Origin of the sequence: Thalassovita sp., from assembly GCF_965218685.1 — a bacterium.
GTDB lineage: Bacteria > Pseudomonadota > Alphaproteobacteria > Rhodobacterales > Rhodobacteraceae > Thalassobius.
Map to the genome: position 1 here is coordinate 2,442,181 of NZ_OZ244657.1, position 23,880 is coordinate 2,466,060.

At 60.1% G+C, this 23,880-nt stretch carries 23 protein-coding genes; 13 read left to right on the top strand and 10 right to left on the bottom strand.

Annotated elements, in window-relative coordinates; translation table 11 throughout:
- Window positions 1–44: 44 nt before the first annotated feature.
- Window positions 45–977, top strand: a complete 933-nt coding sequence (locus ACOQOQ_RS12105; RefSeq protein ID WP_420567243.1) for a LysR substrate-binding domain-containing protein — start codon at window positions 45–47, stop codon at window positions 975–977.
- 52 nt (window positions 978–1,029) lie between these two features.
- On the opposite strand, the gene ACOQOQ_RS12110 is transcribed toward ACOQOQ_RS12105, so the two are convergent.
- A complete protein-coding gene (locus ACOQOQ_RS12110) occupies window positions 1,030–1,581 on the bottom strand; it encodes a peroxiredoxin (protein ID WP_420567244.1) in 552 nt (183 codons plus the stop codon).
- A gap of 266 nt (window positions 1,582–1,847) precedes the next feature.
- Here ACOQOQ_RS12110 and lipA point away from each other — a divergent pair, with 266 nt between their 5' ends.
- Entirely contained in the window at window positions 1,848–2,798 is a 951-nt protein-coding gene (gene lipA / locus ACOQOQ_RS12115; RefSeq protein ID WP_420567245.1) for a lipoyl synthase, read from the top strand.
- Window positions 2,795–3,133 carry a cupin domain-containing protein gene (locus ACOQOQ_RS12120; RefSeq protein WP_420567246.1) on the top strand — a complete coding sequence of 113 codons (339 nt, stop codon included), beginning with the start codon at window positions 2,795–2,797 and terminating at the stop codon, window positions 3,131–3,133. Before lipA ends, ACOQOQ_RS12120 begins: the two co-directional genes overlap by 4 nt.
- Here the strand turns inward: ACOQOQ_RS12120 and ACOQOQ_RS12125 are convergent, their stop codons facing one another.
- From ACOQOQ_RS12125 to hpt, 3 genes are read right to left on the bottom strand one after another with little or no spacing between them, the layout of a single operon-like run.
- A complete protein-coding gene (locus tag ACOQOQ_RS12125) occupies window positions 3,134–3,991 on the bottom strand; it encodes a c-type cytochrome (protein ID WP_420567247.1) in 858 nt (285 codons plus the stop codon). It lies immediately after the preceding gene.
- 3 nt (window positions 3,992–3,994) lie between these two features.
- On the bottom strand, window positions 3,995–4,156 hold the full coding sequence (locus ACOQOQ_RS12130) for a hypothetical protein (RefSeq protein WP_420567248.1): 162 nt from the start codon (window positions 4,154–4,156) through the stop codon (window positions 3,995–3,997).
- Window positions 4,157–4,160: 4 nt separating this feature from the next.
- Window positions 4,161–4,706, bottom strand: coding sequence for a hypoxanthine phosphoribosyltransferase (gene hpt / locus ACOQOQ_RS12135; RefSeq protein WP_420567249.1), 546 nt, complete (start codon window positions 4,704–4,706; stop codon window positions 4,161–4,163).
- 83 nt (window positions 4,707–4,789) lie between these two features.
- On the opposite strand from hpt, the gene ACOQOQ_RS12140 reads away from it, so the two are divergent.
- Complete coding sequence (locus ACOQOQ_RS12140) at window positions 4,790–5,236, top strand: type II toxin-antitoxin system RatA family toxin (RefSeq protein WP_420567250.1); 447 nt, start codon at window positions 4,790–4,792, stop codon at window positions 5,234–5,236.
- A 57-nt stretch (window positions 5,237–5,293) separates the two neighbouring features.
- On the opposite strand, the gene ACOQOQ_RS12145 is transcribed toward ACOQOQ_RS12140, so the two are convergent.
- The 4 genes from ACOQOQ_RS12145 to ACOQOQ_RS12160 all read right to left on the bottom strand — a co-directional run bounded on the left by ACOQOQ_RS12145 (window position 5,294) and on the right by ACOQOQ_RS12160 (window position 8,722).
- Window positions 5,294–6,472, bottom strand: coding sequence for an ammonium transporter (locus ACOQOQ_RS12145; protein WP_420567251.1), 1,179 nt, complete (start codon window positions 6,470–6,472; stop codon window positions 5,294–5,296).
- Window positions 6,473–6,639: 167 nt separating this feature from the next.
- Window positions 6,640–7,107, bottom strand: a complete 468-nt coding sequence (locus tag ACOQOQ_RS12150; RefSeq protein WP_420567252.1) for a CinA family protein — start codon at window positions 7,105–7,107, stop codon at window positions 6,640–6,642.
- Window positions 7,104–7,586, bottom strand: a complete 483-nt coding sequence (locus tag ACOQOQ_RS12155) for a phosphatidylglycerophosphatase A (protein ID WP_420567253.1) — start codon at window positions 7,584–7,586, stop codon at window positions 7,104–7,106. The genes ACOQOQ_RS12150 and ACOQOQ_RS12155 overlap by 4 nt, the downstream gene beginning before the upstream one ends.
- Window positions 7,583–8,722, bottom strand: a complete 1,140-nt coding sequence (locus ACOQOQ_RS12160) for a bifunctional 2-C-methyl-D-erythritol 4-phosphate cytidylyltransferase/2-C-methyl-D-erythritol 2,4-cyclodiphosphate synthase (RefSeq protein WP_420567254.1) — start codon at window positions 8,720–8,722, stop codon at window positions 7,583–7,585. Before ACOQOQ_RS12160 ends, ACOQOQ_RS12155 begins: the two co-directional genes overlap by 4 nt.
- Before the next feature lie 193 nt (window positions 8,723–8,915).
- Between ACOQOQ_RS12160 and dusB the strand changes: the two genes are divergently transcribed.
- From dusB to ACOQOQ_RS12185, 5 genes are all read left to right on the top strand, one after another.
- Window positions 8,916–9,899 (top strand): tRNA dihydrouridine synthase DusB, encoded by a 984-nt coding sequence (gene dusB, locus ACOQOQ_RS12165; RefSeq protein WP_420567255.1) that lies wholly within the window; start codon window positions 8,916–8,918, stop codon window positions 9,897–9,899.
- Complete coding sequence (locus ACOQOQ_RS12170) at window positions 9,899–10,984, top strand: two-component system sensor histidine kinase NtrB (RefSeq protein ID WP_420567256.1); 1,086 nt, start codon at window positions 9,899–9,901, stop codon at window positions 10,982–10,984. Before dusB ends, ACOQOQ_RS12170 begins: the two co-directional genes overlap by 1 nt.
- Window positions 10,984–12,354, top strand: a complete 1,371-nt coding sequence (locus ACOQOQ_RS12175; RefSeq protein WP_420567257.1) for a response regulator — start codon at window positions 10,984–10,986, stop codon at window positions 12,352–12,354. Before ACOQOQ_RS12170 ends, ACOQOQ_RS12175 begins: the two co-directional genes overlap by 1 nt.
- A 160-nt stretch (window positions 12,355–12,514) precedes the next feature.
- Entirely contained in the window at window positions 12,515–14,692 is a 2,178-nt protein-coding gene (locus ACOQOQ_RS12180) for an ATP-binding protein (RefSeq protein WP_420567258.1), read from the top strand.
- A 6-nt stretch (window positions 14,693–14,698) separates the two neighbouring features.
- Window positions 14,699–16,108 carry a sigma-54-dependent transcriptional regulator gene (locus ACOQOQ_RS12185; RefSeq protein WP_420567259.1) on the top strand — a complete coding sequence of 470 codons (1,410 nt, stop codon included), beginning with the start codon at window positions 14,699–14,701 and terminating at the stop codon, window positions 16,106–16,108.
- A 9-nt stretch (window positions 16,109–16,117) separates the two neighbouring features.
- Here the strand turns inward: ACOQOQ_RS12185 and ACOQOQ_RS12190 are convergent, their stop codons facing one another.
- Window positions 16,118–16,561 (bottom strand): hypothetical protein, encoded by a 444-nt coding sequence (locus tag ACOQOQ_RS12190; protein WP_420567260.1) that lies wholly within the window; start codon window positions 16,559–16,561, stop codon window positions 16,118–16,120.
- Window positions 16,562–16,770: 209 nt separating this feature from the next.
- Here ACOQOQ_RS12190 and trkA point away from each other — a divergent pair, with 209 nt between their 5' ends.
- From trkA to hflX, 4 genes are all read left to right on the top strand, one after another.
- Window positions 16,771–18,150 carry a Trk system potassium transporter TrkA gene (gene trkA, locus ACOQOQ_RS12195; protein ID WP_420567261.1) on the top strand — a complete coding sequence of 460 codons (1,380 nt, stop codon included), beginning with the start codon at window positions 16,771–16,773 and terminating at the stop codon, window positions 18,148–18,150.
- 3 nt (window positions 18,151–18,153) lie between these two features.
- Entirely contained in the window at window positions 18,154–19,674 is a 1,521-nt protein-coding gene (locus tag ACOQOQ_RS12200; RefSeq protein WP_420567262.1) for a TrkH family potassium uptake protein, read from the top strand.
- A 128-nt stretch (window positions 19,675–19,802) separates the two neighbouring features.
- Entirely contained in the window at window positions 19,803–20,042 is a 240-nt protein-coding gene (gene hfq / locus ACOQOQ_RS12205; protein WP_420567263.1) for an RNA chaperone Hfq, read from the top strand.
- Window positions 20,042–21,316 (top strand): GTPase HflX, encoded by a 1,275-nt coding sequence (hflX, locus tag ACOQOQ_RS12210; protein ID WP_420567264.1) that lies wholly within the window; start codon window positions 20,042–20,044, stop codon window positions 21,314–21,316. Before hfq ends, hflX begins: the two co-directional genes overlap by 1 nt.
- 26 nt (window positions 21,317–21,342) lie before the next feature.
- Here hflX and ACOQOQ_RS12215 read toward each other — a convergent pair whose 3' ends face one another.
- Complete coding sequence (locus ACOQOQ_RS12215; RefSeq protein WP_420567265.1) at window positions 21,343–23,808, bottom strand: penicillin acylase family protein; 2,466 nt, start codon at window positions 23,806–23,808, stop codon at window positions 21,343–21,345.
- Between the last annotated feature and the right edge of the window lie 72 nt (window positions 23,809–23,880).

Here is a 23,880-nt window from a genome sequence, read left to right on the forward strand (position 1 = left end):
TAAGCTGATCTTGTAGTCATTCGCCCAAATGATAGGGTGCACTTATGAGTGTCACCCTACGCCAACTCCGCTATTTCCAGGCCCTGGCCGAGCAACGTAACTTCAGCCGTGCGGCAAAGATCGTGCATGTCTCGCAGCCCGCTCTGTCTGTACAGATCAAAGAGCTGGAGGCGCTTTTGGGCGGCCCGCTGGTTGAGCGACAGGCGCGGGACGTGCTGTTGACCCCTTTTGGACGGCGCATCCTGCGGCAGGCGAACCGGGTGCTGGACGACGTGCGCGTGCTTGAAGAATCGGCGCGGTGGAAAACTGGACTGTCCGGGCATTTGACGTTGGGAGTGATTCCCACTATCGCGCCCTATTTGCTGCCCGGCGCGCTGGCCGCGTTGCGATCAGAAGACATCCAGCTGGACGTTCAGGTGCAAGAGGGCAAGACGCACAGGCTGCTGGACGCGCTTAAATCCGGGCAAATCGATGCTGCGGTTCTGGCGTTGCCCAGCTCTGAATCCGGGCTGGTCGAGGAACCCCTGTTCGAGGACCGGTTCCTGCTGGCTGGCACCAAGGCGCGGTTGCAGGCGCTTGGCACCCCTGAAACTCTGCGCCCGACCGAACTGCGCCCGGCGCAACTGTTGCTGCTTGAGGATGGGCACTGTCTGACCGATCAGGCGCTCGAGGTGTGTGGCCAGCCCCGCGATACGCAGGGGCAGATCAACATGGGGGCGTCCTCGCTTGCGACGCTGACCCGGCTGGTTGCGGCCGGCTTTGGCTTGACGCTGATGCCGGAAATGGCGGCGATATCCGAACAGCGCGCTGCCCCTGACATGCATTTGCTGCGCTTTGCCGAGCCGCAGCCTGCGCGAATGATCGGATTGGTGCGCAGGGCGTCCTCGGTGGATGACGGATGGTTCAGCGATCTGGCCGCGATCCTGCGACAGACAGGGCGCGAGCTGATACAATCCACGCGGGAAATCGCTGCATGAAAAAGGCCCGCCCAAAGGGGCAGGCCTTGATCAAATTCTCAGGAAAACCGGATTACTCGGCGGCGACGGCTTCGCCAGCAGCGTCCAGGTATTTCATCAGGTTTTCAGGCGAGCTTTCGCCGTAAGGATCTTCGCCGTGGTTGTCGGACAGGCCGGGCTCTTCGAACCAGGCTTCGATCACACCGTTGTTCACGATGGCCGCATAGCGCCACGAGCGCATGCCAAAGCCCAGGTTGTCTTTGGCGACCAGCATGCCAACTTTGCGGGTGAATTCGCCGGAACCATCGGGGATGACTTTGACGTTTTCCAGGTTCTGGTCCTGCGCCCACTTGTTCATGACGAAGCTGTCGTTGACCGACATGACATAGATTTCGTCGATGCCTTTTTCAGCAAACTCGCCAGCCATTTTTTCAAAGCCGGGCAGCTGGTAGGTCGAGCAGGTGGGGGTGAACGCGCCGGGCAGCGAGAACAGGATCACGCGCTTGCCATCAAAGAAGTCAGCAGTGGTTTTGTCTTCCCAGCGGAACGGGTTCGGGCCACCCACGGATTCGTCGCGAACACGGGTACGGAAAGTGACGTTAGGCAGTTTTGCGCCAGCTTGCATCGATAGATCCTCTTTTGCGGTTAAAGGCTGATTTGCGGACTTCTTAAAACCTTTCTAAACTAGTGCCAAGACCAAATTCTGCGTCGCAGTGTGGGAAAAGGTGCATGCTTTCTGCATGTTGTGTGAACAAAGCTATGGAAGGTAATGAAAAATTGCCGCTATGCAGCACTGGCATGACTGTTGCTTACTTTTTAGCTTTGGCGTCACTGGTGCTTGGGCTGCCTAAGAATTATAGTGGTGCCTGAACAAACAGCAGGAATATGATCGTGCGTGACCTGAAAATTCCCGAACAGCGCCACCCGGAAAAGGCCCACCGTCCGGACAATGCTCAGCCGAAGAAGCCAAGCTGGATTCGCGTCAAAGCTCCGGTATCCGAAGGATACAAGGAAACGCACAAGATCATGCGCGAAAACAAACTTGTCACCGTGTGTGAAGAGGCGGGCTGTCCGAATGCTGGCGAATGCTGGAGCCAAGGCCACGCCACCATGATGATCATGGGCGAGATTTGTACCCGCGGCTGCACCTTCTGTAACATCGCGACCGGCAAGCCTCAGACCCTGGATGCATTCGAACCGGGTCGTGTTGCCGATGCTGTGCAAAAACTGGGACTGAACCACGTGGTGATCACCAGCGTGGACCGTGACGATCTGGAGGATGGCGGCGCCGAGCATTTTGCCCAGACCATTCGCGCCGTACGGCATCGCAGCCCCGGCACCACGATTGAAATCCTGACGCCGGACTTTCTGAAATGCTCGGATGACGTGCTGGAGGTTGTGGTCGCCGCGAAACCGGACGTGTTCAATCACAACCTGGAAACCGTCCCCGGCCTCTACCCCGAGGTGCGCCCCGGTGCGCGCTATTTCCACTCGCTGCGCCTGTTGCAGCGGGTCAAAGAACTGGACCCAACCATGTTCACCAAATCCGGTATCATGGTCGGCCTGGGCGAGGATAAGCAGGGCGTGCATCAGGTCATGGATGACATGCGCGCCGCTGACATCGATTTCCTGACCATTGGGCAATACCTGCAACCGACGCCGAAACACCACGCCGTGGACCGCTTTGTGCATCCTGATGAATTCGCAGCCTATGAAAAGGCCGCTTACGGCAAGGGTTTCCTGATGGTGTCGGCCACGCCGCTGACGCGCTCGTCTTATCACGCGGGCGATGATTTCGCCCGACTGCGCGAAAACCGTCTGGCGAAATTGGGGGCAGAATGAGCGATTTTGCCGAATTCATTCACCGTTTTCCCAGCCTGGAAACCGCTTTCACCGAAGAGGACGTGACCATTCGTGCCATCGCATCTGACGACGGGCTGGTCGCGTTTTTCCATTTTCACAAGGATGCGGTTTTGCCGCCGCATTCGCACTTGGGCCAGTGGGGCACGGTCATTGATGGCGAGATCGAGCTGACCATCGGGGACGAAACCCGCACCTATCGCAACGGCGATACCTATGACATCCCCGCTGGCGTAGTCCACAGCGGCGTGATCAAGGCGGATACCAAGGCCATTGACGTCTTCGAAGAGGGCGACAGGTATCCCCTGAAACGCTGATCAGCGCAGAGCGATCAGATAAGCGGCGATGGCCTCGCGGTCCGAAAGGGGCAGGCGGGCCATGTTCTGCACCACCTCGGCCATTTCTCCGCCTGCGCTGTCGAAATCAGGGGTGAAGCCGCTGGTCAGGTATTCCACCAGATCATCTTGGGACCAGTCCAACGTGGTCAGATCGGGGATTTTCCCCCGACCCGAAGGGTTCGGCGCCCCCTGCAGCCATTTCGCACGATCCATCCCACCCAATGCGTTCCGCGGAGTGTGACATTCGCCGCAATGCGCCAGAGCCTCGACCAGGTACCGGCCTCGTTGCAATTGCTCGCTCGGGGCGTCGGTCATCCAGTCATCCGAAGCGAACAACAGCTTCCAACCGCCCAGGGAACGGCGAATGTTGAACGGAAACCCAACCTCGTGTGCCCGGTTGGGCGTTGCGTCTTTGGGCAGGGTCATCAGAAATGCAAAAAGATCCGCGATGTCTTGCGGGGCGGCCTTTGCGTAGGTCGTGTAGGGCAGGGCGGGATAATAGTGCCGCCCATCAGGAGAGGTGCCATGAACCAGCGCATCTGCCATCTCGGGCAAGCTCCAGTCGCCGATCCCTTGGGTCGGGTCAGGCGAGATATTGGGGGCATAAAACGTGCCAAATTCGCTGGCGAAGGCGCGGCCGCCAGACAGGATGGGCCGGTCCGAATCTTCAGCATCCGGGGCCGTATGGCAAGAGGCGCAACCAGCGGCGTGGAATACTGTTTCACCCCTGTCTGCACTGCCTTGCAGGCTGCCATACTGCTGCGTATCCACATGGGACGGGGCGGTCAGAAACCAGCCCGCCGCTGCCAGCAGCAGTAGTCCTATAATCCAGCGCATCCCTTACCTCCGCAATTTTTCCACCGTCAGCGCCTCGGGCCATCCGATCCAGCGTTCGACAGCAAAAAGCGCAAGGCAAAGGCCAATAACCACCAGCACCAGGACCACGCGCTGCTGAGACGGGGGATTTCGCGCCCAGCGGGCCATGCGCATAAACCAGATCACGGGCTCAGCCCTCGTCTTCGAAGCGGACCTTGCCGATGAAAGGCAGATTGCGATTTCGTTGCGCAAAGTCGATGCCATAGCCAACGACAAATTCGTCAGGAATGGTGAACCCGGTCCAATCGGCCTGCATTTCGACCTCGCGGCGGGCGGGTTTGTCCAAAAGGGCGATGATCTTCATCTTGCGCGGCGCGCGACCTTCCAGCAGGTGGCGGACATGGTGCAGGGTATATCCAGTGTCCACGATATCCTCGACCACCAGCACGTCGCGGCCCTCGATCTCACCGCGCAAGTCCTTGAGAATCCGCACTTCGCGCGAGCTTTCCGTGGAATTCCCATACGAGGATGCCTCGAGGAAATCCACCTCGACCGGCAGATCCAACTCGCGCACCAGATCGGCGATGAACACGAAACTGCCACGCAGCAGGCCAACCACAACCAGCTTGTCAGTGTCGCAATATTCGGCCTTGATCTGGGTCGCCAGCTCTTCAATCCGGGCGGCGATTTGCTTGGCCGAGATCATTTCGTCAATGACATAAGGACGCTGTGGCATGAGTTCCCCCTGAAACCCCCTTGAATTTCCGGCCTCAGTCTACGAAATAGCCCCTCACTGTCACGCGAAAAACAAGCTCTACGATGCCAACCCATTCCGAGACCCGCATTCTGCCCTATACTGCGCAACAGATGTACGATCTGGTGGCGGACGTGGCGAAGTATCCGCAGTTCCTGCCGTGGTGCGCGGCGGCGCGTGTGCGCTCGGTCACAGATATGGGCGAGGGGGCCAGCCTGATGAAGGCGGACCTGGTCATCAGCTTCAAGGTTTTTCGTGAACGGTTCGGCTCGAACGTGGTGATGCGGCCCGCGCAAAAACGGCTTGAGATCGAATACCTGGATGGCCCGTTCAAGCATATGCGCTCGTCCTGGGATTTCGCCGATGTCGAGGGGGGCTGCGAGGTTCAGTTCTTCGTCGATTTCGAATTCCGCAATGCCATGCTGCAAGGCATCATTGGCGTGGTCTTCAACGAGGCGATGCAGCGGATTGTCCGTGCTTTTGAACGCCGGGCTGCCGACCTTTACACCTGATCCCAACGCAAAAGGCCGCCCGGTAGGGGGCGGCCTTTGGTTTCTTGGATAAGTGGCTTACGAGTTGTGGTCGTAGGCGCGCTCGCCATGGGCCGACAGGTCCAGGCCGTTGGTCTCGGTTTCCTCGTCAACACGCAGCGGCGTGATCAGGCCGACCACCTTGGCGATGATCACCGAAACGACCAGCGTGAACACACCCACGATCACCAGCGAGCCCAGCTGAGCCGCCCAGGATCCAGCGCCGAAGGCCGCGATCATGATGGTACCGAAGATACCGCCCACACCGTGCACGGCGAAAACGTCCAGCGTGTCGTCGATCTTGGCCTTGTTGCGGATCAGGTTCACGGCCTCTTGGCACATGATCCCTGCAACGGCACCGATAATCAGCGCCTCGATCGGGCCAACAAAGCCCGAGGCCGGCGTGATGGAGGCCAAACCGGCAATCGTGCCGGTGACGATACCCACCAAAGAGGCTTTGCCATACTTGATCTTTTCCCACAGCGCCCAGGTCAACGAGGCGGTCGCGGCCGAAATATGCGTCACGGTCAACGCCATCGCAGCGCCGCCGTCAGCTGCCAGTTGCGAGCCGCCGTTGAAGCCGAACCAGCCAACCCACAACATGGCCGCGCCGATCATGACATAGCCGGGGTTATGCGGCGGGGTGGTTTTATTCTTACGGGCGCCCAGCATGACGGCCAGCACCAGCGCGGCAATACCTGCGGTTTCGTGCACAACGATGCCGCCTGCGAAATCTTTGACGCCGGTTTCACCGAAGATACCGCCATCCGCCAGGAAGCCTCCACCCCAGATCCAGTGGGTGACGGGGGCATAAACCAGCACCATCCAAAGGGCCGAGAACAGCAGCACAAACCCAAAGCCGATGCGCTCCACGTATGCGCCGACGATCAGCGCAGGGGTGATGATGGCAAAGGTCATCTGGAAGGCAAAAAACAGCACCTCGGGTAGGGTGCCCGACAGGGTGTCTGCGTCGATGCCCATCAGGAACATCTTGCCCAGGCCGCCCCAATAGGCGCCGCCGTCCCCGAATGCGACCGAGTAGCCGACGGCGAACCACAGCACGCTCATCAGGCAGGCGATGGCGTAAACATGCATAAAGACGCTCAGCACGTTACGGGCGCGAACAAGCCCCCCGTAAAACAGTGCCAGCCCCGGCAGCGTCATGAACAGCACCAGTGCTGTTGCGACAATGATCCAGGCGGTATCCGCTCCGTTCATGTGTCTTTCCTTTCCGTTCCCTTGGATTTTGTTTGCGGGGGATCAAACGGAAACGGTGTGCAAAAGAAAGAAGCAATACGGTTTCAAGCCGATTAAAATACGCGCAGTTTATAAAACGGGCAAAAAATAGGCGAAAAAAACACTAAATGATGCAAAAATAAGCGTGCTTAGGTTGCTGCGGATTTCAGCAAGTCGATGGATTTTTGCACAGACCGGGCCCGCACGTTGTCCCGCCCTATCGCGCCGAATTCCACTGTTTCTGTGTGCACGGGCCCGGTTTTCGTCGCCAGTGCAAAGCAGACGCGGCCCTCGGGTTTGAAATCTGACCCGCCTGGTCCCGCGATGCCGGTGATCGCTACGGCCACGTCTGCCTCGGAGTTGGCCAGCGCCCCCAAAGCCATCTGTGCGGCCACCTCCTCACTGACCGCGCCAAGTGCATCAAGCGTGTCCTTCTGGACGCCCAGCATCTGTATTTTCGCCTCGTTGGTGTAGGTGACAAATCCACGTTCAAATACCGCAGAAGACCCCGCAACATCCGTGATCGCAGCCGAGACCATGCCCCCCGTGCAGCTTTCAGCGGTGGCGATCCGCAGGCCCTTGGCCATGTAAAGCTCCAGCAGGGCGGCGACGCTCATATCAGCACCACGTGGTACAGCGCGGCAGCGATCAGCGTGCAAACGCCCGCGAATAGCCCGGCCCAAAGATCATCCAGCATCACACCAGGCGCGTCGTGGCGACGGTCGGCGCGGCCAACAAGCCAAGGTTTGGTGATGTCAAACAGGCGGAAGAACAGAAAGGCCGCGACGGGACCCGGCCAGACCATGGGCATGTCGCGCATGTAAAAGCCCGCAGCGGGGAACAGCAACGCAAGCCACATGCCCGCGACCTCGTCGATGACAATCTCGGAAGGGTCATCACCGGGGCGGTCCTTCAGCTCGATTCCGATGGTCCAAAATCCGACGGCGGTGGCGATCAGCGTTGCCACGACCAGCGGCCAGAACCCCAGGTAACGCTCGATCCCCCAGCCAACGGCCAGCGCGGCCAGTGATCCCCAGGTGCCCGGCGCGGGGCGCAGCAGGCCGGTGTAGAAGAAGGTGTTGATCAGTCTAATCATGGTTTCACCAATGCGGCGGTTGCGATAGCTGCGATGCCTTCTTTGCGGCCGGTAAAGCCGAGGCGTTCGCTGGTTGTGGCCTTGATGGACACGCGCGCGGGTTCCAGGCTCATGATCCGCGCCATTTCCGCCTGCATGGCGGCAGCATGGGGACCGACCTTGGGGTACTCGCAAACCAGTGTGCAGTCGATGTTACTGATCTCAAATCCTTTTTCGCGGGCAAGATCGGCGGCGTGTTTTAGGAATATCTGGCTGGCGGCGCCTTTCCATTGCGGGTCCGAGGGTGGGAAATGGCGGCCGATGTCGCCTTCTGCAAGGGCGCCATAGATCGCGTCGGTGACCGCGTGCATGCCCACATCCGCATCCGAGTGCCCTTGCAAGCCGCGCTCGTGAGGGATTTCGACGCCGCACAGGATCACATGGTCCCCCGGCCCGAACCGATGTACGTCATAGCCATTTCCCAAGCGAATATCCATTTGTCCTCGCAGTATTTTCAGCGCCCGGTCGAAGTCGCCGGGATGGGTGATTTTCAGATTGTCCTCGTGGCCGGGTGTGATGGCGACATGCAGGCCGGCTGCGCGGGCGACCTCAACATCATCGGCGGCCTCGCCCTCGAATTTGCGGTGCGCAGCCAGAAGATCGGCATAGCGAAACCCTTGGGGGGTTTGCGCGCGATACAGCCCCGCACGGTCCTGCACGCCGGATACGTGATTGTTGTCGCCGCGCCACAGGGCGTCAGTCACTGCCAAGGCAGGTGCCGCGCCGGGGGCGTCCTTCAGAGCATTGATCACATCCGAGATGACCTGCGCCGGCACGCAAGGGCGGGCCACGTCATGTATCAGCACACGGTCAGGCGGGGTGCTTGCCAGCGCCTCCATCCCGTTGCGAACCGAACTGTTGCGCGTCTGGCCGCCATGCACGCAAATCAGCCGATCGAGACCGGGCAGGGCGCTGACTTCATCCGTGTCATCGGGGTGATGGACCAAAACGATCCGCCTGATTTCTGGATGATCCAGAAACGCCTGCACCGTCCGAGCGGCCACCGAGGCTCCTCCCAGATCGCGCCACTGTTTGGGCACGCTGCCCCCGGCGCGACGCCCGCGTCCTGCGGCTACTATGATGGCGTCCGTGCGCATGGAATCCCCGGATTTGACTGCCTTTCTTTGTTGCATAGGGCGTGTGGGCGTGAAGGGCAATCCATCCATGGGGTCCGCGCATGTGATTAAAAATTAGGCGCAACCCCCAAAGGGGGCTGATTTCTGGGCGCAATTCATTGAAGCCGCTAGGGGGATAAGCTAGTCCAGAGGCAAATGCACAAGGATTAGGCAAGTGTCGCTGAGCATTGCGGGCAAAAACTTAACACCACCGGTTTTCCTGGCGCCCCTGGCCGGAATCACGGACCTGCCGTTCCGTGACCTGGTGTCCCGTTTCGGGGCCGGTCTGGTGGTCAGCGAGATGGTCGCCAGCCAGGAAATGGTTCAGGCCAAGCCCGGCGTGCGCGAAAAGGCCGAGCTGGGCTTTGAGGCTGCGAATACCTCGGTGCAGCTGGCGGGGCGCGACGCTGAATGGATGGCCAAGGCTGCCAAGATGGTGCAGGACAACGGTGCCAAGATCATCGACATCAATATGGGTTGCCCGGCCAAGAAGGTCGTGAATGGCTATTCCGGCTCGGCGTTGCTGAAAGATCTGGACCACGCGCTGACCTTGATCGAGGCCGTGGTAAATGCGGTCGATTTGCCGGTGACGCTGAAGACGCGCCTTGGCTGGGATGATGATTTGCTCAACGCTCCCGAGCTGGCGCAGCGCGCGCAGGACGCGGGCATTCAGATGATTACCATACACGGCCGTACGCGGTGCCAGTTCTACAAGGGACGTGCCGATTGGGATGCGATTGCGCGGGTCAAGGAAACTGTCTCGATCCCGGTGATCGCGAACGGGGACATTGTCAGCGCCGACACCGCCCGCACGGCTTTGGATCGCTCGGGAGCGGATGGCGTAATGGTCGGGCGCGGGGCGCAAGGCCGGCCCTGGATTCTGGCGCAGATCGCGCACGAGCTTTATGGCGCCGAGGCCCCCCAGGTGCCCACGGGCGCGGATCTGGTCGAAATGGTGATCGCGCATTACGAGGCGATGCTGGCCTTTTATGGCGCTGATCTGGGCGGGCGCGTCGCCCGCAAACATCTTGGCTGGTACATGGACGAGGCGGGCACCGGCCCGCAACTGCGCCGTGCCGTGCTGACCTCGCGCGATCCAGCGCAGGTGATCGGGTTGTTGCCCGATGCCCTGAACCCTCAGCAAAAGGTCGCCGCGTGATGCAGGACAATCTGATTTGGCAAAACCTGCCCGTGCCGGGCGTTCTGGTCGATGAAAACGACAATATTGCTGATATCAACCCCGCAGCCGAGGGGTTCCTGAATGCCTCGGCCCGCTCGATCAAGGGGCAGCCGGTGTGGGATCGGATCATGATCGACGCGCCGCTGGAAGAGGCGTTCCAACGTGCCCGGACCAGCAAAACCCCTTTGTTCGTGAACGACGTGGACGTCGGCACCGGCGAGCGGGCTCCGCTGCACTGCAACCTGCAGATTGCACCGATGCTGGGGATGGAGGGGCACATGCTGTTCCTGATCTCTCCGCGCGAGCTGGCCGGGCAGCTGACCCAAAGCCACAGCGTTAAATCCGCGGCCAAATCTGCCATCGGCATGGCCGAGATGCTTGCGCATGAAATCAAGAACCCCCTGGCGGGGATCACGGGCGCGGCGCAACTGCTTTCGATGAACTTGTCGGCCGAAGACCTCGAGCTGACCGATCTGATCGTGGCCGAAAGCCGCCGTATCGTGAAACTGCTGGAGCAGGTCGAACAGTTCGGCAACCTGACTGAACCGGAGCGTCAGGCCGTGAATATCCACGATGTTCTGGACCGCGCGCGGCGTTCGGCGTTGCTGGGCTTCGGCGCCCACATGAAGATCCTCGAAGAGTACGACCCCTCGTTGCCGATGGCCTATGGTGATCCTGACCAGCTTTTGCAGGTGGTTCTGAACCTGATCAAGAACGCGTCCGAGGCGGCGGGCAAGGAAGGCGGCACCATTCGGCTGCGCACATTCTATGAACACAGTTTCCGTCTGCGCCGCAGCGATGGCACCGGCCAGGCATTGCCCCTGCAGGTCGAGATCGTGGACGACGGCCCCGGCCTGCCCGATGACATCAAGGGCGACATTTTCGATCCCTTCGTTTCGGGGCGCGAAAACGGCACGGGGCTGGGCCTTGCCTTGGTCAGCAAGATTATCGGGGACCATGGCGGTTGGATTTCCGTCAACTCGGTGCCCGGCCGCACTGTTTTCAAGATTTCACTGCCTTTGGATCCAACCCAGACGCGGCGTAAGAAAAAGGAGAGCCAGTAATGGACGGTACCGTACTTGTAGCAGATGATGACCGCACGATCCGAACGGTGCTGACCCAGGCTTTGACCCGTGCAGGCTGTAAGGTTCATGCGACCTCCTCGTTGACCACGCTGATGCGCTGGGTCGGCGAGGGCAAAGGCGATGTGGTCATCAGTGATGTGATGATGCCTGACGGCAACGGGCTTGAGATGCTGCCCAAGATTGCCGAGGACCGACCGGGCCTGCCGGTGATTGTGATCTCGGCGCAGAACACGATCATGACCGCGATTCAGGCCGCCGAGGCCGAAGCCTATGACTATCTGCCAAAACCCTTCGATCTGCCTGACCTGATGAAACGCACCGCGCGGGCGCTGGAGCAACGCCGCCGCGCGGCCCCCGCCGCAGCGCCTGCTGAGGCAAACGAGCGGCCCGACGATTTGCCGCTTGTGGGGCGCACTCCGGCGATGCAGTCGCTGTACCGTTTGGTTGCGAAGGTGATGAACACCGATTTGCCCGTTCTGATCGCGGGTGAAAGCGGCACCGGCAAATCGCTGATCGCCCGTGCGATCCACGATTTCTCGGATCGGCGCACCTTGCCCTTCGTGACGGCCACCGCTGCGGATTTGCAAGATATCGAAGGCCCCGCGCGCATTCTGGCCCGCGTCAAGGGCGGCACCCTGCTGATCGACGAGATCGGTGACATCGATCTTGAGGTTCAGGCACGTATCGTGCGCATGATGGACAGCCCCGGAGACAATGTTCCGCGCTTCATGGCCACCAGCCAAAGCGACCTGTCCGATGCCCTGGACAAGGGAAACATGCGTCAGGACCTGTATTACCGCCTGTCCGGCGCGACGTTGCTGGTGCCCTCGCTTCGCGAACGGGTCGAGGATATCCCGCTGCTGGCAGACCACTTCCTGGTGCGGTCGGAGCGGGACGGGGCACCCAAGCGGATACTGTCCAAGGACGCGCTGGAACTGATGCGCGTCTACAGCTGGCCTGGCAACGTGCGGCAGTTGGAAAATGCCATTAAGCGTCTGGTGCTGACATCACGCTCGGACGAGATTGCCCGCTCCGAGGTCGAGGCCGTCCTGGGCAACCAGCCCGAGATGGAGCCGGTTCTTGGCGGTGGGGACGCAGAAAAGCTGTCGGCCTCGGTCGCGCGTCACCTGCGTCGATATTTCGATCTGCATGGCAACATGCTGCCTCCGCCGGGCCTGTATGGTCGGATTTTGAAAGAGGTCGAGCAGCCCCTGATCGAAATCGCGCTTGAGGCGACTGGCGGCAATCAGGCCAAATGTGCCGATTTGCTGGGGATCAACCGCAATACCTTGCGTAAGAAAATCACCGATCTGGATATTCGCGTGACTCGTCGCCGCAAATTGATGTAAAACCGCAACAGGCGTGGCTCGATTGCATCGGGTCATAAAAGAGGCGGAAGCCGCAACATAGCGGCGCATCAACGAGGAGTGGCGGGTGACAACCCGGGCACGACATCCATCAGCTTGGCAAAGGCTGCGACGTCTAAGGCGTCAGCGCCGTGTGCAGAACATGGCAACCTTTGCGCTTGTGTCGCTGGGGCCGGTTCTGGTCATCAGCACATTCTTGATTCTTGGTCCCCTTGATCAGGGGTCGTCCTCTCCCAGTTTGCGACTCATCCTGCTGGCTGATTTCGTCTATGTTCTGGTCGTTGCGGCGTTGGTTTTGCAGCGGATCGTGGCGTTGGTGGCGGCGCGGCGCGCTCAATCGGCAGGTTCTCGCCTACACCTGCGCCTGACCGGCGCGTTTGCCATTCTTGCGCTGATCCCAACGGTCTCGGTCGCGATTTTCGCGGCGTTGACGGTGAACGTGGGCCTCGAGGGCTGGTTCTCGGACAGGGTGCGGCAGGTGGTGGGCAGCTCGCTTGAGGCGGCCGAAGCCTACGAGGAAGAGCACCGCCGCGACCTGAGCCAGGACGCCCTGATTCTTGCCGGCATTCTGGACGCCACCCGCCAGCGCACCTTCTTCATGGGGGATAATGGCATCCGCAACGTGCTGGCGCAGGGCCAGGCCCAGATCCAACGCGGCTTGCGCGAAGCCTTCGTTATCGACGGAGCGGGCGAGATCATATCGCGCGGTGAACGCTCGTACCTGTTCGATTATGAAAAGCCCAGCGAGGCGCAGATCGAAACCGCCCGCACCGAGGGCATCCTGGTCATCGAAGATTGGGAAAATAACGAATTTCGGGCCTTGGTCGGTCTGAACGCATTTGTGGATCGCTTTTTGTACGTCAGTCGCGACGTGGACGGCGAGTTGCTTAGCCTTCTGGACGAAACCAAGGAAACGGCGCAGTTCTACCAACAACTTGAAAATGAGCGTGGCCGCGTCCTGTTTGAATTCGGCCTCATTTATCTTGGGTTCGCCGTTATCCTGATTCTGGCCGCAATCTGGCTGGGCCTGTGGTTTGCAGAACGGCTTTCGCGGCCTGTCGGCAGCCTGACGGGCGCGGCGAAACGTGTGGGCGCCGGCGACTTGGACGTGCGTGTGATCGAAGAAGAGGGCGATGACGAGATCGCCATGCTGGGTCGCTACTTCAACCAGATGACCCGCCAGCTGAAGGCGCAGCGCACGACGCTGCTGGAAAACACCGACCAGATCGAACGTCGGCGCCGGTTGTTCGATTCCGTGCTCAGCTCGGTCACCTCGGGCGTTGTTGGGCTGGACGATCAGGGGCGTGTGGCTTTTGTGAACCGCTCGGCGCAGCGGTTGCTGGATTGGCATGACGAACACCAGTCCCTGAGCTTGGAGCTGGCGGTGCCCGAGTTTGGCGCGCTTTTCAAACGTCTGATCTCGGGCGAGGGGGCGGCCGTTCAGGAAGAAATCAAGGTCACCCGCAATGGCCGCTTGGAAAACCTGCTGGTGCGCATGTCCCCGCGCTATGCTGAAGGTGGCGAGCTTGAAGGATATGTGGTCGCCTTTGACGATGTGACAAATCTTGTGGCTGCGCAACGTATGGCGGCCTGGGGCGACGTGGCGCGCCGCATTGCCCACGAGATCAAGAACCCGCTGACTCCCATTCAGCTGAGCGCCGAGCGGATCAAGCGTAAGTTCAGTCGCCATCTGGACGAGCCGCTGACCGACGATCTGTCGCAACTGACCGGTGTGATCGTGCGGCAGACGGATGACCTGAGGCGGATCGTGGACGAGTTTTCAAAATTCGCGCGGATGCCCGAGCCCGAGCTGCGTACCGTCAGCCTGCGAGAACTGGCCGAGGCGGCCGTTCTGCTGCAGCAAAGCGGCCAACCCGAGGTGCTGATAACCTCGGATCTGGGTGAGGATCCGATGATGGCAGATCTGGACGCCACAATGATCAATCAGGCGCTTACGAATTTGTTGAAAAACGCCGGGGAAGCCATTGATATTAAAAAAGAACAAAGCGCGGATTTTTGCCCGGAAATTCGAGTGCGAGCTAGCGTCGAAGGGCGTGTAGCTGTCATCACTATCGCTGATAACGGCATCGGCCTACCTGAAGACCGTGCCCGTCTGTTCGAACCTTACGTGACAACTCGTAGCGAAGGGACGGGCCTTGGCCTGCCCATCGTACGCAAGATTGTCGAAGAACACGGCGGTACGTTGGATCTGGTGGATGCCGATCCTTTTGATGACACCGGTCGCCGCGGTGCCATGGCGGTGATCCGACTGCCATTGCTGGAAATTGTTGAAGCTAACCAAGAACAAGTAGAGCGTTGAGGACCCATGGGTGATATTCTGATTGTCGATGATGAACGCGACATCCGCGAGCTGATCTCGGATATTCTTGAGGACGAGGGCTATACGACCCGTCTGGCCGGAAACTCGGACGATGCGATGAAAGAAATCAACGCCGAGGCCCCCGCGCTGATGATTTTGGATATCTGGCTGAAAGACAGCCGGATGGACGGGATCGATATCCTGAAGACGGCAAAACGCGATAACCCGGACGTGCCGGTGGTGATCATTTCGGGGCATGGCAATATCGAAATCGCGGTGGCGGCGATCAAGCAGGGCGCCTTCGATTTCATCGAAAAACCCTTCAATATTGATCAGTTGCTGGTTGTGATCCGCCGCGCGATGGAAACTTCGCGGCTGCGTCGGGAAAACCGCGAATTGCGACAGCGCGAGGTCAGCTCGTTCGAGATGGTCGGCTCGTCCGCGGCCTATCGCGCGTTGCTAAATCAGCTGGACAAGGTGACGAAATCCAATGGCCGGGTGATGTTGTCCGGCCCGGCGGGCGTGGGCAAGGAAGTTGCGGCGCGCTATATTCACGCCAATTCGAACCGGGCGTCGGGGCCGTTTATCACGATCAGCTGCGCCTCGATCGAGCCGGACCGCGTCGAAGAGGTTCTGTTCGGCCGTGAAAGCAGCGAAAAGGGCATCGAGCCTGGCCTTTTGGAACAAGCGCACGGTGGTGTGGTGTTCTTTGACGAAGTCGCGGACATGCCAATGGGCACACAGTCGAAAATTCTGCGCGTATTGGTTGATCAGCAATTTCAAAGGGTTGGTGGGTCCGAAAAGGTGCGGGTCGACCTGCGGGTTATCTCGTCAACCAACCGCAGCCTCGAGGCCGAGATCAGCGCGGGTAATTTCCGCGAAGAACTGTATCATCGCCTGAATGTGGTGCCGATTGCCGTGCCCTCGCTTGAGGAACGCCGCGAAGATATTCCCGAACTTGCCGCGCATTTCATCGAAATGTTCCACCGCACCCAAGGCTTGCCGCTGCGCAAGATCTCGGGGGATGCGGCCGCGTTGATGCAGACGATGGTCTGGCCGGGCAATGTGCGCCAACTGCGCAATCTGATCGAACGGGTGCTGATCCTGCATGATGGGGACAAGCCGATCGAGGTGAAAGACCTGCCGCAGGAAACTGACAGCGGTAGCAAGGAAGAACGCGTTCTGCTGACCGGGGCGCTGGCCACGCTGCCGCTGCGCGAAGCGCGCGAAGTGTTCGAGCGCGAGTACCTGCTGACCCAGATCAACCGCTTTGGCGGCAATATCAGCCGCACGGCCAATTTCGTCGGGATGGAGCGCAGCGCGCTGCACCGCAAGCTGAAATCGCTGAACGTGGTGACCTCGAACAAATCTGGTGCCCGCGTGGCCCATGTGGAAAACGAGGACGCAGACGCCTGATCAAAGCGGTCAGTTCGGCGTCACAGCGCGATATCCGGTCTTGGTGCGCACGGCGCAGCTGTCCTCGGTCAGGGCAGGTACCTTGCCGGGAAGCGTTTCGGGGGCAGGGCCCTGGCAGATCGGCAGCTCGACCTGAGCATAACCCTTGTCGACCATGCACTGGGCCTCGTACCGCGCACGCAGGTCCTTGTTGGCGTCATAGACGACCACGTGACCGCCGAAGGTGGTATAGGTGGTTTCGCAATTCCCCTCGCTGTCGCAGGTCTGATGTGGGATGACATGTACCGGTGTGACGCGGGTCAGCTTGTTCACAGGCACCTCTTTCAGCGCTTTAACCTTACAGGCGGTTTCATCCGACTGAAGCCGCGCCAAAGAGGCCCCGTTCTTGTGATAGACGTCTACCGGGAAGCAGCCGGCGAGAAGAGCGAAGGCCAAGAGTGAATGAACACGCATGTGTTGGGTCCTTTCGTCTGATGAGCAAAAAGCTTGTTGTATGAAACGGCGTGTAGGGCTCTTTCCGGCGCTGCGCCGCGTTCAAATCAAGCGATATCATCGGGTTGTGTCCCCATGTCCTCAGTTTGAAGCCTTTTGGATCATTAATCAATTGACCCTCATCAGGGGGCATGCGATTCAGGGCTTCTGACACGAAAGGGAGTGTTGGCATGAAGGTCATCATTTGCGGTGCTGGTCAGGTCGGCTGGCAGATTGCGCGTCACCTGTCCGGGGAACGTAACGACGTGACGGTGGTGGACAACAACCCCGATCTGGTGCGCCGCGCGACCGATACGCTGGATGTGCAGGGGATCGCGGGGTTTGCCTCGTATCCGGACGTGCTGGACCGGGCAGGCGCCCGGGACGCGGATATGATCATCGCGGCGACATACTCGGACGAGGTGAACATGGTCACCTGTCAGGTCGCTCACTCGGTTTTTGCCATTCCGCGAAAAATCGCGCGTCTGCGCAGCCAAAGCTATCTGACAGCGATTTATTCGGATCTTTATCGCCGCGATCACCTGCCGATTGACGTGGTGATCAGCCCCGAACGCGAAGTGGCTGAGGCCGCGCTTCAGCGACTTGCCTCGCCGGCAGCTTTTGACACCGAAACCTTTCTGGGCGGACGCGCGCAGCTTTTGGGCATCACCATCGAGGAAGAATGCCCCGTGGTGAACACCCCCTTGCGGCAGCTAAACGAGCTGTTTCCGACCCTGCGGATCGTGGTGGTCGGCGTGCGGCGTGAAGGGACATTGTTCGCTCCCGAGCCCGGTGACCAGCTGTTCGTTGGGGACGAATGCTATGTCTTTGTCGTCAACGAGGACGTCCCGCGCACGATGGAGGTTTTCGGCAAGACCAGTAAAACCCAGGAACGTGTGGTGATCATCGGTGGCGGCAATGTCGGTCTGGCCGTGGCCAGCGCGCTCGAATCGCGAACGGATCGCCGTATCCGCGCCAAGGTTATCGAGAAAAAACGCCGGTTCGCGGAAATTGCGGCTGACGCGCTTGAGCGGACGATTGTGTTGCATGGCGACGGGCTGGACTCGGCGCTGCTGGCCGAGGCGAATATCAGCCGGGCCGACGCGATCCTGTGTGTGACCGACGACGACAAAACCAACATGCTGGCGGCGGTACGCGCGAAAACCGAAGGCTGCCCGATGGCCATCGCGCTGATCAATGATCCGACGCTGACCACGATGATGGGGCCGTTGGGGATTGATGCCTATATCAACCCGCGCGCGACCACCGTCTCCTCGATCCTGCGGCATATCCGGCATGGCCGGGTGCGGGGCGTGTATTCGATCGGGGATGCCGAGGCCGAGATGATCGAGGCCGAGGTCCTGTCGACCTCGCCCATTGCGGGCCAAAGGGTGCGCGACATCGATTTCCCCGAGGGCGTGTTGGTCGGCGGTATCCTGAAAGGCGACCGCGTGGTCAAACCCGGCAGCGATACCCGCGTGGACGAAGGTGACGTGATCTGCCTGTTCTCGATGGCCTCAGACGTTCCCGAGGTCGAGCGGCTGCTGCAAGTTTCGATTGACTTCTTTTAAGCCATGTTGGGCCAGCTGCGAGATCAACCGCTGTTTCTGCTGCTGATGGCCATCGGCGCACTGTCGATGTTTTTGCCTGCCGCTCATGCTCTGGCGGTCCAGAATTTCTTTGAGGCGCGGACCTTCTTTTATTCGGGAACGCTGTTCCTGTTGATCGTTGCACTGGTCACGCTGGCCATGTGGGGACGGGTGCGCAAACGTGGTTCAATGGGGGATCTGCTGGCGCTGTTCGCCTGTTTCGTGGTCCTGCCGGCAATGTTGGCGGTGCCTTTATACGAAACGATCCGTACCACAAGTTTCCTGAACGCCTATGTCGAGATGGTGTCCAGCCTCACCACCACCGGGGCCAGTCTGTTTGATGCGGACCGGCTTAGCACCACGCAGCACCTGTGGCGCGCGCAGGTCGGTTGGCTGGGTGGGTTGCTGATGTGGATCGCGGCGGCTGCGATCCTTGCGCCTTTGAACCTTGGCGGTTTCGAGGTGACGGCCTCGGCCGAACCGGGGCGGGGCGAGGGCACAGAGAGGGGTCTGGATACCACCGATCCCCAGCGGCGCATCCTGAAAATCTCGGGGCAGCTGATCCCGATCTATGGCGGGCTGACGCTGGCGCTGTGGATCATGATGGTCATCAGCGGAGACCGCCCTCTGGTTGCGTTGTGCCATGCAATGTCCGTGATGGCGACCAGTGGCATTTCCCCGATCGATGGCGCGCAGAGCGCAAGCTCTGGCATCCCCGGAGAGGTTGTGATGGCGCTGTTCATGCTGTTTGCCCTGTCACGACTGACCTTTTCCAGTGACACGATCACCACGGCGCGTCGCGGTATCCACACTGACCCCGAATTTCGTCTGGGCATGGTGGTCGTGATCACCGTTCCGGCTTTGCTGTTCCTGCGTCACTGGTGGGGCGCCGAGGCGGTGGATGGCACCCAGGCTGGCGGGGTCATGATCGCCTTGCGGGCTTTGTGGGGCAGTATTTTTACCGCGCTGTCCTTCCTGACGACCACCGGGTTTGTCAGCGCCGAATGGGAAACGGCGCAGCTGTGGTCGGGCATGTCCACACCGGGGCTGATTTTCCTTGGCCTGTCGCTGGTCGGCGGCGGGGTGGCCACCACCGCGGGCGGGGTCAAGCTGCTGCGGGTCTGGGCGCTGTATCTCAATGGTCTGCGCGAGATGGACCGGCTTGTGCATCCGTCCTCGGTTGGGCGCAGCACGGGGATGTCGCGCCGGATTCGTAAGAAGGGGGCTTATATCGCGTGGATCTTCTTCATGCTTTTTGCGCTGTCACTGTCCGGGTTCACCGTGATTTTTGCCGCGCTTGGGCTAAGCTTCGAGGACGCGATTGTCCTTTCCATCTCGGCTTTGTCGACCACAGGGCCGCTTATCACTATCGCACCAGAGAACAGTCTGGGCCTGCTGGAACTGGCCAGTACGGCCAAGCTGGCCTTCTGCGCGGCGATGATTCTGGGACGGCTTGAAATGCTGGCAATCATTGCCCTTCTGACAAGCGATGTATGGCGTAGCTGACGGCGCCAATCACTTTGCACGCGAACAATTTAACTTTTGGGCTAGAATCTCGGTAGTTGCCGCGACATACTCGGGCCCAGAAAACTAGGGTCGGTCCGCGACTCTTCGCAAGAACAAAGGTTTATTTCATGGCTTCCGATAAGCAAAACTTGCAGGACGCGTTTCTAAATCACACGCGGAAGACCAAAATTCCGGTCACCATTTTCCTGATCAACGGTGTCAAATTGCAGGGCGTAATTACCTGGTTTGATAATTTTTGTGTGTTGCTGCGCCGCGATGGTCAGTCCCAGTTGGTCTATAAGCATGCGATCTCGACAATTATGCCGTCGCAGCCGATCAACTTGTATGACGGTGACGACGCCAATTGATGACGCATGACAAGGAAGCAACCCGCGCCTGGGTTCTGCATCCTGACATCAAATCCGAACGTGAACGGCGCGATCCGGCTTTTGCGCTGGACGAGGCCGTTTCGCTGGCTGCAGCGCTCCCTGACCTTGAGGTCGTGGGGGCTGAAACCGTTCGTGTGCAACGGCCTCAGCCGGGGTTGTTCTTTGGATCGGGCAAGATCGAGGAACTGAAAGCCAAGCTGAAAGCAGCCGAAGTCGAACTGGTTCTGATCGATGGCCCGGTCACACCCGTGCAGCAGCGGAATCTGGAAAAAGAGTGGAAGGTAAAACTCTTGGACCGGACCGGTTTGATCCTTGAGATTTTCAGCGACCGCGCCCGCACCCGCGAAGGTGTGTTGCAAGTGGAAATGGCCGCGCTGTCCTATCAACGGACCCGGCTGGTCCGCGCATGGACACACCTGGAACGTCAGCGGGGCGGTTTGGGCTTTGTCGGCGGTCCCGGTGAAACTCAGATCGAGGCCGACCGCCGCGCCATTGACGAACAACTGACCCGCCTGCGTCGGCAACTGGCCAAAGTGGTGAAAACCCGCGAGCTGCACCGCGCCTCGCGCGCGAAGGTGCCGTTTCCGATCGTCGCGCTTGTTGGGTATACTAATGCCGGAAAATCTACGCTTTTCAATCGCTTGACGGGCGCTGATGTGATGGCCAAGGACATGTTGTTCGCTACGCTGGACCCCACGATGCGACGGGTCGAGCTGCCTGATGGTGGCCCCGAGGTGATCCTGTCCGATACGGTGGGATTCATCAGCGATCTGCCGACCGAACTGGTTGCCGCGTTCCGTGCAACGCTGGAAGAGGTGCTGTCAGCCAACCTGATCCTGCATGTGCGTGACATCTCGCATCCGGAAACGGAAAATCAGGCGCGTGATGTCCATGAGATCATGGAGTCACTGGGCGTGCCCGAGGGTGTTCCGGTGCTGGAGCTGTGGAACAAGATCGACAATTTGGATGATGATGCCCGCGCCGCGCATCTGGCCCGCGCCGCGCGCGAGGACGATATCTTTGCCATCTCGGCGATCACCGGCGAGGGGCTGCCCGACCTGATGGAGCGCATCACCCGCGCACTTGAATCCGAACACCATATCAGCGAATTCCATCTGACCTTCGCTGAAGGGCGTAAGCGCGCGTGGCTGTTCCAGCAAGACGTGGTCGAGTCCGAAACTCAGGACGAAACCGGCTTTAACCTGACGGTTCGCTGGACTAATCGTCAGGAAAAACGATTTCGAGACATATAATTAGGCGGCAATCTTGATGTAGTGCATCAAGGCGATGGCCGCAGTAGCGTCACCCCGACCGAGGCTGCTCGGGCCAGGTCTGCGTCCAGTGACATGGGGATATACTCTCCCCGCCGCCACAGCTCGCCCAGATCGTCATAGTGGCGCGACAGGAAGTGACCGGACTGGCCGGTGGCCGTTATAAAGACCGAGCTGTCGGGGTCCGCAAAATCGTACACCCCTCGGTATCCCGCCCCGTGTGAGTTCTGAAAGGGAGCGTTGCCCTTGCCACTGGTTTTACCGCGGTTAAGCGTGTGATCCCCGCCGCTTGTGGACTGGCGAATGTTAACGAAAAAGCGCAACAGCGGCACCTCGCCCAGGATCGGGTGGTCATGGGTGGCCTGATGCGCGTCGCCCCAGCGCAGCGATTCCAGTTGCGTTCCGTATTCTTCCTCGATCCACAGGATGGCGTCATCCAGTGCCAGGCGCGCCTGGTCCGAGCATGTCTCGATTGGTGCCGACTGCAGCACATCACACCAGACCGAGGCACCGTTCACATCTTTGAAGACCCTCTCGATGAACAGGGGCTCGACATGCGTGAATTCCTTGGTCAAGGGGCCCAGTTCATCTTGGATCAGGCGGGTTTGCAGGGCGCGGACCCAGGCCGAGTAGATCAGCGGTTCGGGGGCGTGCTCGTACATCTCGCCGTTCCATTCGGCCAGCAAGGACAAGGCGCGTTGACGCTGGCGTTCGGGCGTACCGTCTGGGGCGGCCTCTCCGGTGAACCACAGATCGGCAGCGATCAAGGGCAGAATGGTGCGGGCCGCGGGGCTGACCGTGTCCAGCTGAGCTTCGATAAAGCTGTCGCGGGTGTGGACCTGACGCGATTGCATCAGCCGCTGCCAGCGTTGAACACGCTGCGTATCGCCCCAGTCAAAGCTAACATGCAGCGGAAAGGGACGGTCGACGCTTTTGTTGTTGGTATTCCCGACGATTCCGCCAAGAGGCTGCAGAAACTCAGGGTTGGCAGCATAAGCACTGTGGCCTTGCCAGCGGTTTTCCTGAATCCATCCGGGCGTTGGCATGCGCCCCTGGCTTTGGTGGCGCGAGGACCGGCGCGGCATCGCACCCACGGTTTTCAGCGCAATCTGGTCGTGATCCACCATGGTGACGTTCTGCGAGGGCGCCACATAGGGGCGCAGCGCAGACAAGGCCTGTTGCACCGATTTGGCATACATCAGCCCGATCCCGGCGCTGAGCGTGGTGTCATTGGGCGCAAACGCAGTCCAGGCGATACTGGCCACGTGACCGGGCGGGGTGATCGTGCCCAGATTGGCGTGACTGGCGGGCAGGACGGGGCCGTTATCTGTCCAGCGCAAGGTAACGGTGACCGGTTCGGCGTCCTTGATCTGGATGATGGATTTGCGGGTGCGGAAGGCTTTGAAACCGTCAGGTGTCTGGTATTGCTCGGGGTTTTCCGGGTTCAGACGTTCGATATACACGTCCAGATCATCCATGTAGGACGACGTAACGCCCCAGCCCAGATCCTCGGAGCGGCCAGACTGAACCGAAGGAATACCGGGGATAGTGGCGCCGATAACACCCCCGTCCTGCAGCTGCAGGCGAGCCAGATACCAGATGGTCGGGGCGCTGAATCCCAAATGGGGATCGTTGGCAAGCAAGGTCCCGCCCGCCGCAGAACGGTGCTTGGCTGCGGCCCATGCATTCGAGGCACCGGCAAGTTCTTTGCTGGGAAACGGGGACAGGGGGTCAGTGATCCGTTGGCCTTCTGCAAAGCGCGGCAGAGGCGTGTCGAACAGGCTGGCATACGAGGCCAGCGCGGCCACCCCGCTGCCCGGCGCATCGGGCAGGATGTCAGACAGGCGATCATTGTCAGGCAACAACAAAGAGGTTCGCGCGCGCAGCACCTCGGTTTCCAGCTGGCCGGACAATTGCACGGACATCAACTTGACGATGGCCAGCGAATCCGCCGGGGTCCACGGGGCAATCGGCGCGTTGAACAGGAACATCTCGGGCGCGCCGCGCCCCAGCGCGTCGCGGTTGATCTCGTTGATGCGGGCGTTCACCCCGGCCGCATAGGCTGTTAACGCCGTCTGAGTGCGTGCGTCCTGCACCGCGACCGAGCGTTGCGCCGCTGTGTAAAGGTCAAACCGGCGCAGAAGTTTGTCGATTTCCAGCGTGCGGATGCCAAAGACCTCGGACAGGCGGCCCTGCACAGTGCGGCGCATCACCGTCATCTGCCACAACCGATCCTGCGCATGGGCATAACCCAGCCCATAGAACACGTCCGCATCTGTGGCCGCAAATATATGAGGCACGTTTGCGTTGTCGCGCACAATCTCGATCGGGGCGGAAATGCCCTTAACTTCCAGTGACTTGGTGTAGTCCGGCAAAGACCGAGAGGCTAGATAATAGACCACCAGGATCGCCAGCACGAGCAGGACGATCAACGCTCCGGACAGTCGAAACAGCCATTTGATGAATATCGCCATGCGCCGTGAGTCCCCGTTCGCTCTTGCCTTTGTTCCGTTAGCTAGCCACAAACTTGGATGAATACAAATGCT